Here is a 15,103-nt window from a genome sequence, read left to right on the forward strand (position 1 = left end):
AATGCTTTAGAGCAGTTTCCACAGATGGTCGGCGGTCCCGCTGTCGGCGAACTGCACCACCTGGGCGCTGTTCGCGGTCGACATGCCGGCGACGCCGAGCACCTTCAGGCTGTGCTGGACCTGGATGCGGTACCAACCGTCGCCGTTGTCGAGCAAACGCCAGAGGTGATCGGCGCTGCCGTTGTCGTCGTACTGCTGCACGAGGGCGCCGTCGGCCGTGGACATGTTCTGCACGGCGAGGAGCTTGCCGCTGTTCTGGTTGACGACTTTGTACCAGCCGTTGCCCGCGTCGATCAGGCGCCAGTTGTGGTCGGCCGTCCCGTTGTCGTCGTACTGCACGACATTGGCGCTGTTGGCCGTGGACATGCCGGACACGCCGAGCACTTTGAGGCTGTTCTTGTTCTGGATGCGTTTCCAGGCGATCGGCGCGGTGGTGCCCTCGACCCGCATTTCCAGGATGCCGCCGGAGACGCCGGCCTTGAGCTGGACGGCGACGCGCAGGGCGGAGGTGGTGACGGCGTTGAACGTGACCCGGTTGAAGGTGTTCAGGGCGGTGCCGTAGGCCGACGCGCCGCTGACCGCGGTCCATTGCCCGTTCGTGTTCAGGTACTGCACCTGCCATGACTGCGGGACCCGGCATTGTCCGGTGCCGGTGTCGTCGAACCAGTACACCGAAACCGCGCCTGTGTTGATCGGGGTTGAGTAGGTCAGCTGGGCCCATTCGCTGGTGCCGAGGTGGTCCCAGAACGTGAGCCGCGGGATGCTCTGGTCGGCGGAGCTCGTGGGGACTTTGCCGTCGTTGATCGCTCCCACGCTGTCGCCGCCCCAGCACCAGGACGCCGACGCCGTCGCCGGGATCGACCAGTCGATGGCGTCGGCGCCGTCGCTGATCCGCGGGAACGTGGTGATCCTGACCCGCTGGGCGCCCATCGGCAGCAGCTGGACGGTCTCGTTGGGCTGGGTCGAGCGGGCCGGGCTCTGCTGCAGCGTGCGGACGATCCCTTCGGCGTCGGCCTGCCAGTTGGGGATCCTGCGGCCGGTGACGCTGAGCGAGATCGGGGCGCCGTCGCGGGTGAACGGGTTCGCGGCCAGCGGCCCGGGTTTGCGGGTGACGGTGACGGTGACGGCCGGGTTGGCCGGGTCGAGCAGGAGGCCGTAGTTCCAGGCCGAGTCGGCGTACACCTCGTTGGCGGGCCAGGCGTCGGTGCCGCCGATGCGGGACCAGCGTTCGGCGATCGACAGGGAGAACGTCAGGGGGCCGTTGTCGACGCTTATCGCGTTGCCGTTCTTGGCCCAGGTCCGCACGGTGGTACGCATCGGCAGGGTGACGGTGACCTTGTCGCCGTTGTTGAACGTCTGGTCGACGATGACGAACGAGCCCGACTGCAGTGTGCCGGTGACGAGGGTGCCGTTGACCCGGACCTGGGCGCCGGTGGACCAGCCGGGGACGCGCAGGTACAGCGGGAACGTCACCGCGCCGGGCGTCGTCAGGGTCAGCGTGATCGTGTCGCTGAACGGGTAGTCGGTGTCCTCGGTGACCGTGACCGTGGTGCCGTTGGCGCCGACCTTGGCGGTGACCTGCGAGGCGCCGTACATGGCCGCGCACAGGCCGTTGTCCCACGTCGCGAACCAGAGCTCCTGCGCGTAGTACGGCCAGCCCATGCCGTAGTTGTGCGGACAGCAGCGATAGTTGTGGATGCCGAGCATGTAGGCCAGCATCGGGAAGCCGTTCTGGAACTGCCCCTGCGTGAGGGTGCGGTCGGTGAGGGCGATGCTGTTCGCGGACGAGACGTAGTGGATGCCCTTCTGGGCCGGGTCGAGCGCCGCCGGCAGCGAGTTGAACGCGAGGTCCTCGCACCGGTCCAGCCACACCGAGTCGCCGGTCATCCGGGCCAGCAGCTGGTGGCTGTGCATGAACTCGACGATCCCGCAGGTCTCGAAGCCCTGGCGGGGGTCGGTGTAGCCGGTGCGGCAGTTCTCGTCGCCGGCGAACCCGCCGCCGGGGAAGTTGCCGTAGAGCCCCATCACGGTGGTGTAGTCGTTGTACGTGGCCTGCGGATACTTCGGGTCGGGGTCGAGCAGGCCGAACTGGGCCGGCTCCCGGAAGCCCTGCGCGAGGTTGACGTTGTGCCAGTTGGGGATGCCGTTGGTGTAGTCGGCCGACCCGGCGTGGATCTTGCGCACCAGGTCGAGCAGCCAGCTCTCCGGGCTGCGGTTGTACAGCCAGTAGATGCTGTCGATGTTGTCGCCCCACCGCAGCGCCGCCCAGCTCCGGTTGAACACGGCCGCCGGCTGCGCGTTCTGGAACTGGAAGTACTTGCGCATGAACGGCACGACCCGGGCATCGCCGCTGTACTCCGCCCAGCTGCGCAACGCATCGAGCAGCGGCATGTGCGGCCAGAAGTCGGGCCCGTTCTCGAGGCTGGTCCGCAGGCTGTTGGGGCCGAAGAAGCCGTCGGCGGCCTGATTCGCGATGATGCCGTCGATCCACTGCTTGGTCAGGTTGAGGATGCGGGTGTTGCCGGTGACGTACCCGAGGTCGCCGAAGCCGCGCAGCCAGTAGGGCAGCTCCTCCCAGGCGCCCTTGGTCTTGTCGACCCAGCCGCAGTTGGCGTACACGAGATAGTCGGACACCTCGGTCATCCGCCCGCACAGCCCGTCGGCCTCGATGTTGAGCTGGTTGCGGATCCATCCGCGGGGCTGCACGGCCCCCGGCGGCAGTTTCAGGAACGGCGTTGACCGCAAAGGCGCCAGATTTTGGGGGTACTGCCCTGTGCGCGCGCCCGCCGTGACGGTTTTGGCAGTGCGGACGGCGGCCGCGGCCGCTTCGCTCAGGCCGGTGGTGAGCGCGATCGCGCCGCCGGTGACGACAGCCCCTCGCGCGACGAACGTCCTACGGTCCACGACCGGACTCTCCTTTGCTCCTGGCGGGGAACATCGAAGCCCGATTATGCGCAGGTCTGGTTCGATTATGAAAGAACCCGTTGACTTTTGTTCAATTAGCCGTGTCAGGTTGTGTGGTCTCGACGCTTCGATACCAGCGCAACCCTCCGGCCACGGCGAGCCCGGCCCCGGTCGCGAACGCCACGACCACCGCCCAGCGCCCCCACTCCGGCCCGGCCAGGGTCCCGTACCGGAACACGGCGGAGTCCCCGATGCCGACCATGACGGCGAGGCAGGCCCCGGCGATGCCGAGCAGAATGTCCACACGTTTGAACAGCGCGAGCACGCCGACGGCCGCGGTGCCGGCCGCGGTCAGCAACGGCCACAGCCTCGCGAGCAGCTGCACACCGACCCCGTCGGCGGGCGAGGCCGCGAGGTCGGCCGCCTCGACGATCCAGGAGCCGGTGAGCCCGCCACCGACGATCGCCGCCGCGGCCAGGGCCGGCCTGTAGCGCGTGAGTAGCCCTACGGCTATGGCTCCGAGCAACCCGCCGACCCACCACCAGCCCGTCTGCGGGGCTTCGGCGGCGGCGATGGTGCCGCGGACGATCCCCGGGTCCCGCCCGTCCACGAGCAGCGGCACACTCCAGGCCCGGGCCGGCAGCTCCCGGGCCCGCTCGTCGTGCCACCGGACCCGCGGCTCGGCGCTGACCAGGTGCCACTCGGGTGCCGCGCCGGCGTCCCCGCCGGTGGCCGTGCCGGTGATGGACCGGCTGGCGAACCAGGTCGGCGACTGCCGGTTCTCCTGGACGCCGCCCGCCCCGACGCGCAGGAACTCCTCGCCCTGCAGGCCGAGCACGACCACGTCCCGGCCGGAGCGGTTCACCAGTTCGAGGCGGGCGCCGCCTTCGACGGCCTTGACGGTGACACCGGGCACGGACACCGAGTCGACGGTGACGACGTAGTTCACCGCGACGGGCGCATCCGCTCCGTGCGCGGCGGCCGGCCCGGCGTAGAGCAGCACCGCCAGCACGCCGACCAGGCCCGCCAACAGGAGTCTGATCGCCCCGCCGAGCCGGACGCCTTCGGTCAACCCGCGCGGGCGGTCGCTCATCCCGCGCGGCAGGTCGCTTACCCCGCGCGGGCGGTCGCTCATCCCGCGCGGGCGGTCGCTTACCCCGCGCGGACGGTCGCTTACCCCGCGCGGACGGTCGCTCATCCTGCGCGGGCGGCGGCGATGGCGGCGACCAGGTCGGCCCGGGCCCGGGCGACCCGCGAGCGGATGGTGCCGACGGGGACGTCCTCGATCTCGGCCGCCTCCGCGTAGGACACACCGAGCACCTGGGTGAGCACGAACGCCACCCGGCGCTCCGCCGGCAGGGCCGCGACCAGCGCGTTGGCGGCGTGCAGCCCGGCGTGGTCACCTTCGGCGAGCACGGCCGGCTCGGCCATGACCCGGTTCTCCAGCCGCCGCGCCCGCACCGCCGACCGCACGTGATCGGCACAGGCCCGCCGAGCGATCGCGAGAACCCACGTGCGCGCCGAGGACCGCCCAGCGAACTCCGGCAACGCCCGGAACGCACGCAGATAGGTGTCCTGGGTCACGTCATCAGCCTGCGCCACCCCGACCAGCGCCGCCACGAACCGCCAGACCTCGGCCTGCGTGGCCCGCACGAACACCGCCGCGGCCCGCTCGTCACCCGACCGAGCGGCCAGCAGCGCCCCGGTCGCCGCGTCCACCCCGCCGTTGGCCTCACCAGTCACGGCAGCGAGCCTAACCCCCCGACCTGAGCCCCCCACCAGCGACGCCGCCCCTTTTCGTCGTACACCCGTCCTAAAATCCCCCCATGACCCACGCCGCAGCATGGACCGACGACCCGGCAGCATGGCACACCCGCCTGGAGGCGATGCTGACCACACACCGCCAACGCCGAGCCGAACGGGCAGCGATGCAGGCCGCCCACAAGGAGGCCCGCCGGCACGGCCTGCAGCAACGGCACGCCGAACGCCTGGCCCGCCTCGACCGCGAAGCCGCCTGCGCCGAGCTCACCACCCACTGGGCCAAGCGCGCCCCGACGCCAGCTGGAGCTCCGACGCCAGCCAGGACATCGACACCAGCTCGGACACCAGCCGGGATTCCGGCACCATCTCGGACTCCGACATCAGCTCGGCCACCGGCACCACCTCGGACACCGGCTCGGATCCCGGCACCATCTCGGACTCCGACGCCGGCTCGGCCACCAGCACGACCCCCGGCACCACCTCGGACACCAGCACGAGCTCCGGCATCAGCCGGGACTCCAACTCACCCTCGACCTCCGAGGAACGCTTCAACCCCGACGGCGACGGGAGGTGTAGATCGCAAAGGCTGAGCCCGCCACGACGAGCAAGCCCAGCGCAACCCACAGCGGCGTCAGGCTGCCACCACCCCCACTCCCGGCCGCGGTGTCGGCGGCGGGGCCGGCGGACGGCGCGGTGGCCGGAATGAGGCACGCCACCTCGACTGGCTGAGGGTTGCCACCCGCCCCGGCGACTGGGATCAGGGCCTGGCAGTGACCGTTGACCGGAGCGGCGAGGTCGATGGCGACCCGCCAGGCCCCGGCCTCGAGCGTGCCCGTGTACGTCTGGGTACCCCGCTCATCCCCGGTCTGCTGCAGCACCGCAGGCGCGACGACCGCGCCCGCATCCGTCCGCGCCGTCAGGGTCACCCGAGTCGGCTCACTGATCGGATGCCCGTCCTGCCACTGCGCCGTGATCCAAACCGACCCGCGCCCATCCGAGTTGATCGTCACCGACGCCCCACCATGCGCCAGCGCCGGCGACGCCACCAGCACCACCAACACGACAGCAAGGAGACAAGCCCCAATCCGCGCCGCCACCCGACGAACCCTACGCCATCCCCGAATCCCGCCCAGCCAGGCTCACACCCCAGCTCCGGCTGCGGCTCCGACTGCGACTGCGGCTCCGACTGCGGCCCCGGCTGCGACTGCGGCTCCGGCTCCGGCTGCGACTGCGACTGCGGCTCCGGCTGCGACTGCGACTGCGACTGCGGCTCCGGCTGCGACTGCGACTGCGGCTCCGGCTGCGACTGCGGCTCCGACTGCGACTGCGACTGCGGCTCCGGCTGCAGCTCGGGCGCCGGCCCGTGGAGGGTGCTCGTGCCGTCAGGGGCCGAACTCGACAGCCTTGTTTGAACTGTTCGAGACGTCCGCAACCCTGATCGGCCAGACCCGCCGCCTCGTTGCACGATCGCGCCATCAAACGAAACGGCCACACTCCTCATAGCCACCCGCACGGGCGCAACGTACAGCCGACGTGCACGCACACAACCCGCAGCTCGACACGGCAGTCAGACCCGGCAGGCAGCCGAACGCGGGCGTGACGCGCAGCCGGACAAGACGCGCGGCCGGACTCGGCGCAGGCAGTTCGACATGGCGGCGATCGAGGCGGCGCGGGCATTGCGGCTTGGCCCGGGATCGACTCGGGGTGGGCATTGCGGCTTGGCCCGGGCCGACTCGGGGCTGGCTTAGGCGTCGCAGGGATCGTCGGGGCGGGGCGGGAGGCGAGGCGGGGTGGGGCGGGAGGCGAGGCGAGGCGAGTTGGCGGGTGGGGGGTTAAGGCATGGCGGGGAGGGATTCGGGGCGGTCGTCGCGGACGTAGACGATCATGTCGCCGGTTTGGATTGTGGTGCCTTCCGGGTCGGCCAGGGAGAGGACTTTGCCGCGGCGGAACAAGGCTATGACGAGCTCTTTGAGCTCGCGGGGTGAGGAGCCCACCTCGTCGCGGCGGGCTGAGCGCATCGCCAGGGCCATGCCCTGGCCCGGGGTCAGGAGGTCCTCGACGACCTCGATCAGCGGCGGGGCGGTGGTGGACAGGCCGAGCAGGCGGCCGGCCGTGGCCGAGGAGACGATGACGTGATGGGCGCCGGACTGGCGCAGCAGCGGGGCGTTTTCGGCCTCGCGGACGGCGGCGATGATGGAGACCTTGCCCGCCGTGAGCTGCCGGACCGTGAGCGTGACGAGGACCGACGCGTCGTCGCTGTCGGTGGCGATGATGACGGCCTTGGCCTCCTGGACGCGGGCCTCGACCAGGATCGACGAGCGGGTCGCGGAGCCCTCGACGGCGACCAGGCCGTCGGAGGTGGCCTGGCGCAGGGCGGCGCGGTCGCTCTCGACGACGATGACGTTGGTCTTGTCGAAGCCGTTCTCGAGCAGAGTGCTGACGGCGGCCCGGCCCTTGGTGCCGTAGCCGCACACGATGACGTGGTTCTTCACGCGCTTCCTCCACCGCTGCAACCTGAGGTTTGTGCGGTACTGCTCGGTCAGGACTTCGAGTGTGGTGCCGACCAGGATGATCAGGAACAGCACGCGGGCCGGGGTGATGACGATGATGTTGACGAAGCGGGCCGACTCCGAGACCGGCGTGATGTCGCCGTAGCCGGTGGTCGACAGGGTCACGACCGCGTAGTAGAAGCAGTCCAGCAGGGACAGGCCGTCGTTGTTGACATCCCGGTAGCCGTGGCGGTCGATGAAGATGACGCTGACGATCGCGACGACGAGACCCACGGCCAGGCCGAGACGGGCACTGATCGCTCGTAACGGACCGCGGCGTACCGCTGGGAGGTGGATCACGAATTCCACCATAAGGGTCGGGTGTGACAGTTTCGTCGGCGGCCGGTGGGAATGGCCTGACCCATTCGCGCAACACTGCTGTGCTCATGACCGCGATGCGCCAGGATCGATGCATGGCCACCACCGTCGTCGAACGTCCCGCCGTGCGCCGGCCGCTCTCCTCCGACCGGCGGGATCTTGTCGTGGCTCTGGCCGCGGTCTGGCTGACCGCGGGGCTGTTCATGGACGGCTGGGCGCATTCGCACGTGCCGTCGCTGGAGACGTTCTTCACGCCCTGGCACGGGGTGTTGTACAGCGGCTACGCGGCCCTGGCCATCGCGCTCGTCCCGGCGAGGCTCTGGCGCGGGCGCCCCCCGGGTCCGGTGTCGGCGTGGCTGCCGGCCGGCTACGGGCTCGGGCTGCTCGGGGCGGTGGCGTTCGCGTTCGGCGGCGCCTGCGACATGCTGTGGCACATCACGTTCGGGATCGAGGTGGATCTCGAAGCCCTGCTCAGCCCGCCGCACCTGCTGCTGCTCACCGCGGGCGCCCTGATGATCGCGACCCCGATCCGCGCGGCCGCCGCGAAAGGCGCGCCTCAGAGCGTCTACACCGCGGCGCAGACCCCGATCCGCGCGGCCACCGCGACCGGCACGCCTCAGGGCGCCTACGCTGCGGCGCCGGACCCGATAGGCGCGGCCGCCACGACCGGCGGGCAACGGGGTGTGCACGCCGCGGTGCTCATCGCCGCGACGTGCGGTACCGCCATCGCCGCGTTCTTCCTCGACTATCTTTCGCCGTTCACCGACGCGCCCGCCGCCGACAGCGGGTATGGCAACGGCCAGCCGTTCGGACTGGCCGAGTATCTCGTGTACTCGCTGCTGATCATCGTCGCCGTGCTGTTCACGTGGAGCCGGCTGCGGTACCTCCCGGTCGGCCTCGTTACGCTGGTGGTGGCGGCGGCCTCGCTGCCCAACGGCGTGTTCGACGACTTCGAGAACCTCGCCGCGCAGCTCTGGCCGCTGCTCGGGGCCGTCGTCGCCGATCTCGCGGTGCAGGCCGTCGCGGCGCGGTGGCCGCGGTTCGTGCCCCTCGCGGTCGGCGTGCTCGTGCCGTTCACCGTCTGGCCGACGCACCTCATCGGCGTGCAGATGTCGCTCGGGGTGGCCTGGTCGCTCGAACTGTGGAGCGGCGTGATCGTCCTGACCATGCTCGCCGGCGCGGCCGTGGGCGGCCTGTTCCTGCCCCGCGAAGGGTCGGCAATCGACGGCCGTGACGGCTAGAGTCGCTCGGGTGCGGGACCTGTTGCCGGAGTGGGTGGCCGTCGAGGTGGCGGGCGAGGCGGACTACACGGCTGCGCTGCTGCCGGCCGAGGCCGCGGCGTTGAGTGCGCGGGCCGTCGCCAACCGGCGGCGCGAGTTCACCGCGGGCCGCACCTGTGCCCGCCGGGCGCTGTCCCGGCTGGGTGTCCATGGCCGGCCGCTCGTCCCGGCCGAGAACCGGGCGCCGGTGTGGCCCGACGGCACGACCGGCAGCATCACGCACACCGCCGGCTACTGCGCGGCCGCCGTCGCCCGCCGCGCCGACGTGCGGGCCGTGGGCATCGACGCGGAGCGCCGCACGATCCTGCCGGAGAACGTCCGCTCGGCGATCTGCCGGCCGGAGGAGCTGGCCTGGTGCGCGCGGCGCCCCGACGAGGACTGGTGGGCGGCGGTGCACTTCTCGGCCAAGGAGGTCGTCTACAAGCTGTGGTCGCCGATCATGGGGACCTGGCTGGACTTCCTGGAGGCGCGGCTGACGATCGACGTCGACCGGGGCGAGTTCGAGGCCGAGATCCTGCCGGAGAAGCTGGCGAAGGAGCCCGGCGCCCCCAAGCTGTTTCGCGGCCGCTTCCACGCCGACCCCGACCTGGTCCGCAGCGCCGGCGTCGTCCTCGAGTGAGCGGGGCCGCGGCGTGAGCACGCTGGAGCGGGCGCTGACCGAGCCCGGCCTCGAACCACTCCCGGCCCGCGCCGCCGACCTCCTGCGGCTACTCGGCGCGCCGCCGCGGCTCGGTGCCCATCTGCGCGCCGTGCACGATGTCGCCGTACAAGTCATCGCGTGGGTCGCCGGCGAGCTCGGCGCCGACCTGGGCGGCGTCGACCGGGAGGCGGTGCTCTTCGGGGCGGCCACCCACGACATCGGCAAGGTCCGCTTCCCCGCCGAGCTCTCCGGGCCCGGCGCAGAACACGAGCCGGCCGGGCGGGAGCTGCTGCGAAGCCTCGGCGTCGAGCCGCGCCTGGCCCGCTTCGCGGCGCTGCACGGGAATTGGCAGCGCCCCGGGGCCACGCTCGACGAGCTGCTCGTCACCCTGGCCGACAAGGTCTGGAAGGGGCGGCGCGAGCCTGGTCTGGAAGAACAGGTCGCGCAGCTCGTCGCGCAGCGCCGGGGTGAGCCGGTCTGGGCGGTCTTCATGCGCCTCGACGACGAGCTCACCCGCATCGCCGACGGCGCGGACGCCAGACTGGCGTTCCAGTCCGGATTCCCGGTCGGCGAACAACCCATGATCTAGAACATCCGTTCTAACCATGCGGCCACCATACCGCCCGGGTACGACAAAAAAGCCCTCAGACGCGCGGCTCGTATCGGACAATCGGCTGCGTCGCCCGGACCAGGTCCCGCATGTCCGACAAATCCGAACCGACCACCCCGAGCGCCCGCGCCTGCACCAGGATGTTCCCCAGCGCCCCCGCCTCCACCGGCCCGGCCAGGACCGGCAGCGCACAGGCGTCCGCGGTCAGCTGGCACAGCAGCGTGTTGAGCGCACCGCCGCCGACCATGTGCACCACGTCGACGGACACACCGGCGAGCCGCCGGGCGTCGTCGATCGCGCGCCGGTACGCCAGGGCCAGGGAGTCCAGGATGCAGCGGGTCATCTCCACCGGCGTCGCGGGCACCGGCTGGCCGGCGGCCCGGCAGGCGGCCGCGATCCGGGCCGGCATGTCCCCCGGCGCCAGGAACACCGGGTCGGTCGCGTCCACGATGCTGCGCCCGCCCGGGACCTCGGCCGCCCCGGCGAGCAGCGACTCGAGCGGAAGATCCCACTCGCGCATGCACTCCTGCAAGAGCCAAAGACCCATGACGTTGCGGAGGTACCGCACCGTCCCGTCGACCCCGATCTCATTCGTGAACCCGGCCGCGAACGAGTCGCGGGTCAGCACCGGGGCGGGCAGCTCGACGCCGACGAGGGACCAGGTGCCGCACGAGATGTAGGCGAAGTTCCCCGCGCCCGGCACCCCGGCCACCGCCGATGCCGTGTCATGCGACGCGACGACGGTGACCGGGGTGCCGGACGACACCCCGAGTGAAGCCTGGATGGTGCCCGCCGCCGCGCCCGGCCTGCGCAGGGGCGGCAACAGGGCCGCGTCCACCCCCGCCAGGTCGAGCATGGCCGGGGACCAGCCCCCGCCGCCAGCCGCGAGCAGGCCGGTCGTCGAGGCGTTCGTGAGCTCGGTGCCCTTGACGCCGGTCAGCCAGTACGACAGCAGATCCGGAATCAGCAACAATGTGCGGGCCGCCGGAAAAAGCGCACTGGAACGCGCCGCGACCAGCTGGAACACGGTGTTGAACGGGAGCGTGGCGATGCCCGACGCCGCGTACAGCTCGTAGCCGTCGAACCGGGCCGCCACCCCGTCCGTCCGCGCGTCGCGGTAGTGGACGGGGTTGCCCAGCAGCGCCCCGTCGGCGTCGAGCAGGCCGTAGTCGACGGCCCACGAGTCGATGCCGACGGAGTCGAGCGGCCCCGCGGCGGACAGGCCCCGCAGGACCCCGCGGAAGAGCGCCAGCACGTCCCAGTGCAGGGTGCCGCCGACCCGCACGGGGTCGTTCACGAACCGCGCGACCTCGGCGAACGTGATCGACCGCGGCGAGACGTCGGCCACGATGACGCGCCCGCTCGACGCACCCAGGTCAACGGCACCGATCCTCATCGCAGGAACGCCGCCGCGACGCCGGCGTCGACCGGGATGTGCAGGCCGGTGGTGTGCGACAGCTCGCCGGCGGTGAGCACGAAGACCGCGTTGGCGACGTGCTCCGGGAGCACCTCCCGCTTCAGGATGGTCCGCTTGGCGTAGAACGCGCCGAGCTCCTCCTCGGGCACGCCGTAGACCGCGGCCCGCTGCGCGCCCCAGCCGGAGGCGAAGATCCCGGAGCCGCGGACCACCCCGTCGGGGTTGATCCCGTTGACCCGGATGCCGTACTCCCCCAGCTCCGCCGCCAGCAGCCGCACCTGATGGGCCTGGTCGGCCTTCGTCGCGCCGTACGCGACGTTGTTGGGGCCCGCGAACACCGAGTTCTTCGACGAGATGTACACGATGTCCCCGCCGAGGCCCTGCTCGACCATGACCCGGGCCGCCTCCCGGGCGACGAGGAACGAGCCCTTCGCCATCACGTCGTGCTGCCGGTCCCAGTCGGCCTCGGTCGTCTCCAGCAGCGGCTTGGAGATCGACAGGCCGGCGTTGTTGACGACGAGGTCCACGCCGCCGAACGCCAGGACCGCCTCGCGCATCGCGGCCGCGACCGCGGCACCGTCGGTCACATCGGCGGTCACGGCGACCGCGACGTCGGGGCCGCCGATCTCCGTCGCCACCGCGCCCGCCGCCGCGGCGTCCCGGTCGGCGACGACGACGCACGCGCCCTCGGCCGCCAGCCGCAGCGCGATCGCCCGCCCGATGCCGGAGCCGCCGCCGGTGACCAGCGCGACCCGGGTCGCGAGGGGCTTCGGCTTCGGCATCCGCCGCAGCTTGGCCTCCTCCAGGGCCCAGTACTCGATCCGGAACTTCTCGGCCTCGTCGATCGGCGCGTATGACGACACCGACTCCGCACCGCGCATCACGTTGATCGCGTTGACGTAGAACTCGCCCGCGACCCGCGCCGTCTGCTTGTTGGCCCCGAACGAGAACATGCCGACGCCCGGGACCAGCACGATCGCCGGGTCCGCGCCGCGCATCGCGGGCGAGTCCGGGGCCGCATTGCGCTGATAGTACGCAGCGTATTCGTCTCGATACGTTGCGTGCAATTCGCGAATGCTGTCCGGCGAGCCACCCCCGGTTTCCAATACCATGGGACGCACCTTGGTCCGCAGGAAGTGATCGGGGCACGAGGTTCCCAGCGCGGCCAGCCGGGACATCTCGGCCGAGCCCACGAAGTCCAGAACAACGTCGTCGTCCCGGAAGTGTCCGACCTGCGTCCGGTCGGTGGACGCCAGCCCGCGCAGCAGCGGCATGAGCTCAGCCGCCCGGGCTCGGCGTTCCGCCACCTCCAGAGCCGGAGCAACAGTGGCCCCGAAAGGAGAGGCCTTACCCCGAGAAGCCAGAAACGCGGCCGCGGTACTGATGATCGCCAGCGAGTTCGCCTCGCACTCCTCCGACGTGGCACCCCACGCCGTGATCCCGTGACCGCCGAGGATCACGCCGATCGCTTGCGGGTTGGCCCGCTGGACGGCCGCGATGTCGAGCCCGAGCTGAAACCCGGGCCGGCGCCACGGCACCCACAGCACGCGGTCGCCGAAGCACTCCTTGGTCAGCTCCGGCCCGTCGGCCGCGGTCGCCAGGGCGATGCCGGCGTCCGGGTGCAGGTGGTCGACGTGCGGGGCCTCGACCAGGCCGTGCATCGCGGTGTCGATCGACGGGGCCGCGCCGCCGCGACCGTGCAGGCAGTAGTCGAACGCGGCGACCATCTCGTCCTCGCGCTCGATGCCCGGATAGACGTCGACCAGCGAACGGAGGCGATCCAGACGCAGCACCGCCAGCCCGGACTCCTTGAGGGTGCCCAGATCTCCGCCGGAGCCCTTGACCCAGAGCAGCTCGACGTCGGTGCCGGTGACCGGGTCCGTGTCGGTGCCCTTCGCCGACGTGTTCCCGCCCGCGTAGTTCGTGTTGCGTGGGTCGGCGCCCAGCCGGTTCGACCGGGCGATCAACTCAGAAGACGTGCTCATGCTCCCCATCCAGCTTGCGAGCCGCCGACGCGCTCGGCCACGATCTTCTCCAGATAACCCGACCGCTTGTAGGCGCGGATCGGGTCCGGGTCCAAGCCCATGTCCTCGCGCACGGAGCGCAGGAGCGGGCGGACGTCGGAGTTGTACGCGTCCATGAGGACCTCGTTGGCCTCGAGGACGTCACCGGAGTCCTGGGCGGCCTTGAGCGCCGCGTGGTCGACCAGCAGCGCCTTCGCCGTCGCCTCCTGCACATTGAGGACCGAACGGATCACGGCCTGGATCTTCGGCTCGATGTTGTGGCACTGGTCGAGCATGAACGCGATGCCTTGCCCGGTCAGCGCGTCGGCCAAGACGATCTCGTGCATGATCCGGAACAGCTGGAACGGGTCGGCCGCGCCCACCATCAGGTCGTCGTCGGCGTAGAAGCGGGAGTTGAAGTCGAACCCGCCGAGCTTCCCGGCCCGCAGCAGCTGCGCCACGATGAACTCGATGTTCGTCCCCGGCGCGTGATGGCCGGTGTCGATGACGACCTGAGCCCGGTCGCCGAGGGCCATGCAGTGCAGATAGGCGGTACCCCAATCGGGCACGTCGGTCATGTAGAAGGCCGGCTCGAACAGCTTGTACTCCAGCAGCATCCGCTGCTCCGGGCCCAGCCGGGCGTACGCCTCCGCGAGCGCCGCGGCGAGACGGTCCTGGCGGGTGCGGACGTCGTCCTGGCCCGGGTAGTTGGTGCCGTCGGAGAACCACAGCTTCAGGTCCCGGGAACCCGTGCGGTCCATGATGTCGACGCACTCGAGCATGTGCCCGATCGCCTTGCGGCGGATCGCGGGGTCCGGGTTGGTGACGCTGCCGAGCTTGTAGTCGTTGTCCTGGAACACGTTGGTGTTGATGGTGCCGACCTGGACGCCCAGCTCGGTCGCGTGCCGGGCCAGGTCCGCGTAGTCGTCGACCAGGTCCCACGGGATGTGCAGGGCGACGCTCGGCGCGACACCCGTGTAGCGCTGGACCTGCGCGGCGTCGGCGAGCTTCTCGTACGGATCGCGGGGCACGCCCTCCTGCGGGAACACCTTGAAGCGGGTGCCCGAGTTGCCGTACGCCCAGGACGCCGTCTCGATCCGCTGGTCGCGCAGCCGCGCCGCGACACGCGCCCGCGTCTCCGGGGCGAGATCGGTCATTGCGATGCTCCAAGCTGGTGCTCCAGGTTGAACACCTCGTCGAGGACGACCAGATGCCGCCCGTGGGTGAAGAACTCCGCCATCTGCGCCTCCCAGCGCGCGGACACCTCCGTGGTGTCCATGGCGGCCTGCGCGGCGGCGAGGTCATCGGTGAGCAGGGTCCCGACCAGCAGCCCGTCGTCGCGCAGGAACAGCTGATAGTCGTGCCAGCCGCTGTCGCGCAGGGCGACGAGCATCTCCGGCCAGACCTGGGCATGGCGGCGCCGGTACTCCTCCAGGCGCTCCGGCTTGACCTGCAGCGTGAAGCAGACTCGACGCACGCCATGACCCTTCGTCGTAGGAAATCGTGATATGTCCGATAAGTCGTGGCGCGGAGCGCCCGACTTATCGTGGTGCGCCGCCGCATCGTGGTGCGCCGTGCAGCGCCCGACTTATCGTGGTGCGCCGCGCGCGAAGCCGGCCGG

General features: G+C 71.1%; 13 protein-coding genes. 3 read left to right on the forward strand and 10 right to left on the reverse strand.

Annotated features, from left to right (window positions below):
* Positions 1-6 precede the first annotated feature (6 nt).
* The 6 genes from ACIA8L_RS35960 to ACIA8L_RS35985 form a co-directional block, all read right to left on the reverse strand.
* The gene (locus tag ACIA8L_RS35960) at positions 7-2,904 is read right to left on the reverse strand and encodes an RICIN domain-containing protein (RefSeq protein WP_395911564.1); all 2,898 of its coding nucleotides are present in this window, start codon (positions 2,902-2,904) and stop codon (positions 7-9) included.
* Between the two features lie 91 nt (positions 2,905-2,995).
* On the reverse strand, positions 2,996-3,997 hold the full coding sequence (locus ACIA8L_RS35965) for a hypothetical protein (protein WP_395911566.1): 1,002 nt from the start codon (positions 3,995-3,997) through the stop codon (positions 2,996-2,998).
* A gap of 101 nt (positions 3,998-4,098) precedes the next feature.
* Positions 4,099-4,647: a sigma-70 family RNA polymerase sigma factor gene (locus ACIA8L_RS35970; protein ID WP_395911568.1), complete on the reverse strand. Its 549-nt coding sequence runs from the start codon at positions 4,645-4,647 to the stop codon at positions 4,099-4,101.
* Positions 4,648-4,929: 282 nt separating this feature from the next.
* Entirely contained in the window at positions 4,930-5,172 is a 243-nt protein-coding gene (locus tag ACIA8L_RS35975) for a hypothetical protein (RefSeq protein WP_395911570.1), read from the reverse strand.
* A gap of 41 nt (positions 5,173-5,213) precedes the next feature.
* Complete coding sequence (locus ACIA8L_RS35980) at positions 5,214-5,726, reverse strand: hypothetical protein (protein WP_395911571.1); 513 nt, start codon at positions 5,724-5,726, stop codon at positions 5,214-5,216.
* A gap of 771 nt (positions 5,727-6,497) precedes the next feature.
* Complete coding sequence (locus ACIA8L_RS35985; RefSeq protein WP_395911572.1) at positions 6,498-7,514, reverse strand: potassium channel family protein; 1,017 nt, start codon at positions 7,512-7,514, stop codon at positions 6,498-6,500.
* Between the two features lie 113 nt (positions 7,515-7,627).
* Between ACIA8L_RS35985 and ACIA8L_RS35990 the strand changes: the two genes are divergently transcribed.
* The 3 genes from ACIA8L_RS35990 to ACIA8L_RS36000 are packed head-to-tail and all read left to right on the forward strand — an operon-like array spanning position 7,628 to position 10,041.
* Complete coding sequence (locus ACIA8L_RS35990; RefSeq protein ID WP_395911574.1) at positions 7,628-8,773, forward strand: hypothetical protein; 1,146 nt, start codon at positions 7,628-7,630, stop codon at positions 8,771-8,773.
* Between the two features lie 10 nt (positions 8,774-8,783).
* On the forward strand, positions 8,784-9,431 hold the full coding sequence (locus tag ACIA8L_RS35995) for a 4'-phosphopantetheinyl transferase (protein WP_395911576.1): 648 nt from the start codon (positions 8,784-8,786) through the stop codon (positions 9,429-9,431).
* A 13-nt stretch (positions 9,432-9,444) separates the two neighbouring features.
* On the forward strand, positions 9,445-10,041 hold the full coding sequence (locus ACIA8L_RS36000) for an HD domain-containing protein (RefSeq protein WP_395911577.1): 597 nt from the start codon (positions 9,445-9,447) through the stop codon (positions 10,039-10,041).
* Between the two features lie 55 nt (positions 10,042-10,096).
* On the opposite strand, the gene ACIA8L_RS36005 is transcribed toward ACIA8L_RS36000, so the two are convergent.
* Genes ACIA8L_RS36005 through ACIA8L_RS36020 form a run of 4 tightly spaced genes read right to left on the reverse strand, consistent with a single transcriptional unit; the run spans position 10,097 to position 14,959 of the window.
* Positions 10,097-11,458: a rhamnulokinase family protein gene (locus ACIA8L_RS36005; protein WP_395911579.1), complete on the reverse strand. Its 1,362-nt coding sequence runs from the start codon at positions 11,456-11,458 to the stop codon at positions 10,097-10,099.
* Entirely contained in the window at positions 11,455-13,464 is a 2,010-nt protein-coding gene (locus ACIA8L_RS36010; RefSeq protein ID WP_395911581.1) for a bifunctional aldolase/short-chain dehydrogenase, read from the reverse strand. The genes ACIA8L_RS36005 and ACIA8L_RS36010 overlap by 4 nt, the downstream gene beginning before the upstream one ends.
* Positions 13,461-14,639 carry an L-rhamnose isomerase gene (rhaI, locus tag ACIA8L_RS36015; RefSeq protein WP_395911583.1) on the reverse strand — a complete coding sequence of 393 codons (1,179 nt, stop codon included), beginning with the start codon at positions 14,637-14,639 and terminating at the stop codon, positions 13,461-13,463. Before rhaI ends, ACIA8L_RS36010 begins: the two co-directional genes overlap by 4 nt.
* Entirely contained in the window at positions 14,636-14,959 is a 324-nt protein-coding gene (locus ACIA8L_RS36020) for an L-rhamnose mutarotase (protein ID WP_395911584.1), read from the reverse strand. Before ACIA8L_RS36020 ends, rhaI begins: the two co-directional genes overlap by 4 nt.
* Between the last annotated feature and the right edge of the window lie 144 nt (positions 14,960-15,103).

This window comes from Dactylosporangium sp. NPDC051541, from assembly GCF_044454505.1.
Taxonomy (GTDB): domain Bacteria; phylum Actinomycetota; class Actinomycetes; order Mycobacteriales; family Micromonosporaceae; genus Dactylosporangium.

What these genes read in the sequence shown, in the direction of transcription:
- ACIA8L_RS35965 (WP_395911566.1), bottom strand. Translation starts at nt 3,997, where the DNA reads ATGAGCGACCGCCCGCGCGGGTTGACCGAAGGCGTCCGGCTCGGCGGG.
- ACIA8L_RS35975 (WP_395911570.1), bottom strand. Translation starts at nt 5,172, where the DNA reads ATGCCGGAGCTCGTGCTGGTGTCCGAGGTGGTGCCGGGGGTCGTGCTG.
- ACIA8L_RS35990 (WP_395911574.1), top strand. Translation starts at nt 7,628, where the DNA reads ATGGCCACCACCGTCGTCGAACGTCCCGCCGTGCGCCGGCCGCTCTCC.
- ACIA8L_RS36005 (WP_395911579.1), bottom strand. Translation starts at nt 11,458, where the DNA reads ATGAGGATCGGTGCCGTTGACCTGGGTGCGTCGAGCGGGCGCGTCATC.
- ACIA8L_RS36010 (WP_395911581.1), bottom strand. Translation starts at nt 13,464, where the DNA reads ATGAGCACGTCTTCTGAGTTGATCGCCCGGTCGAACCGGCTGGGCGCC.
- rhaI (WP_395911583.1), bottom strand. Translation starts at nt 14,639, where the DNA reads ATGACCGATCTCGCCCCGGAGACGCGGGCGCGTGTCGCGGCGCGGCTG.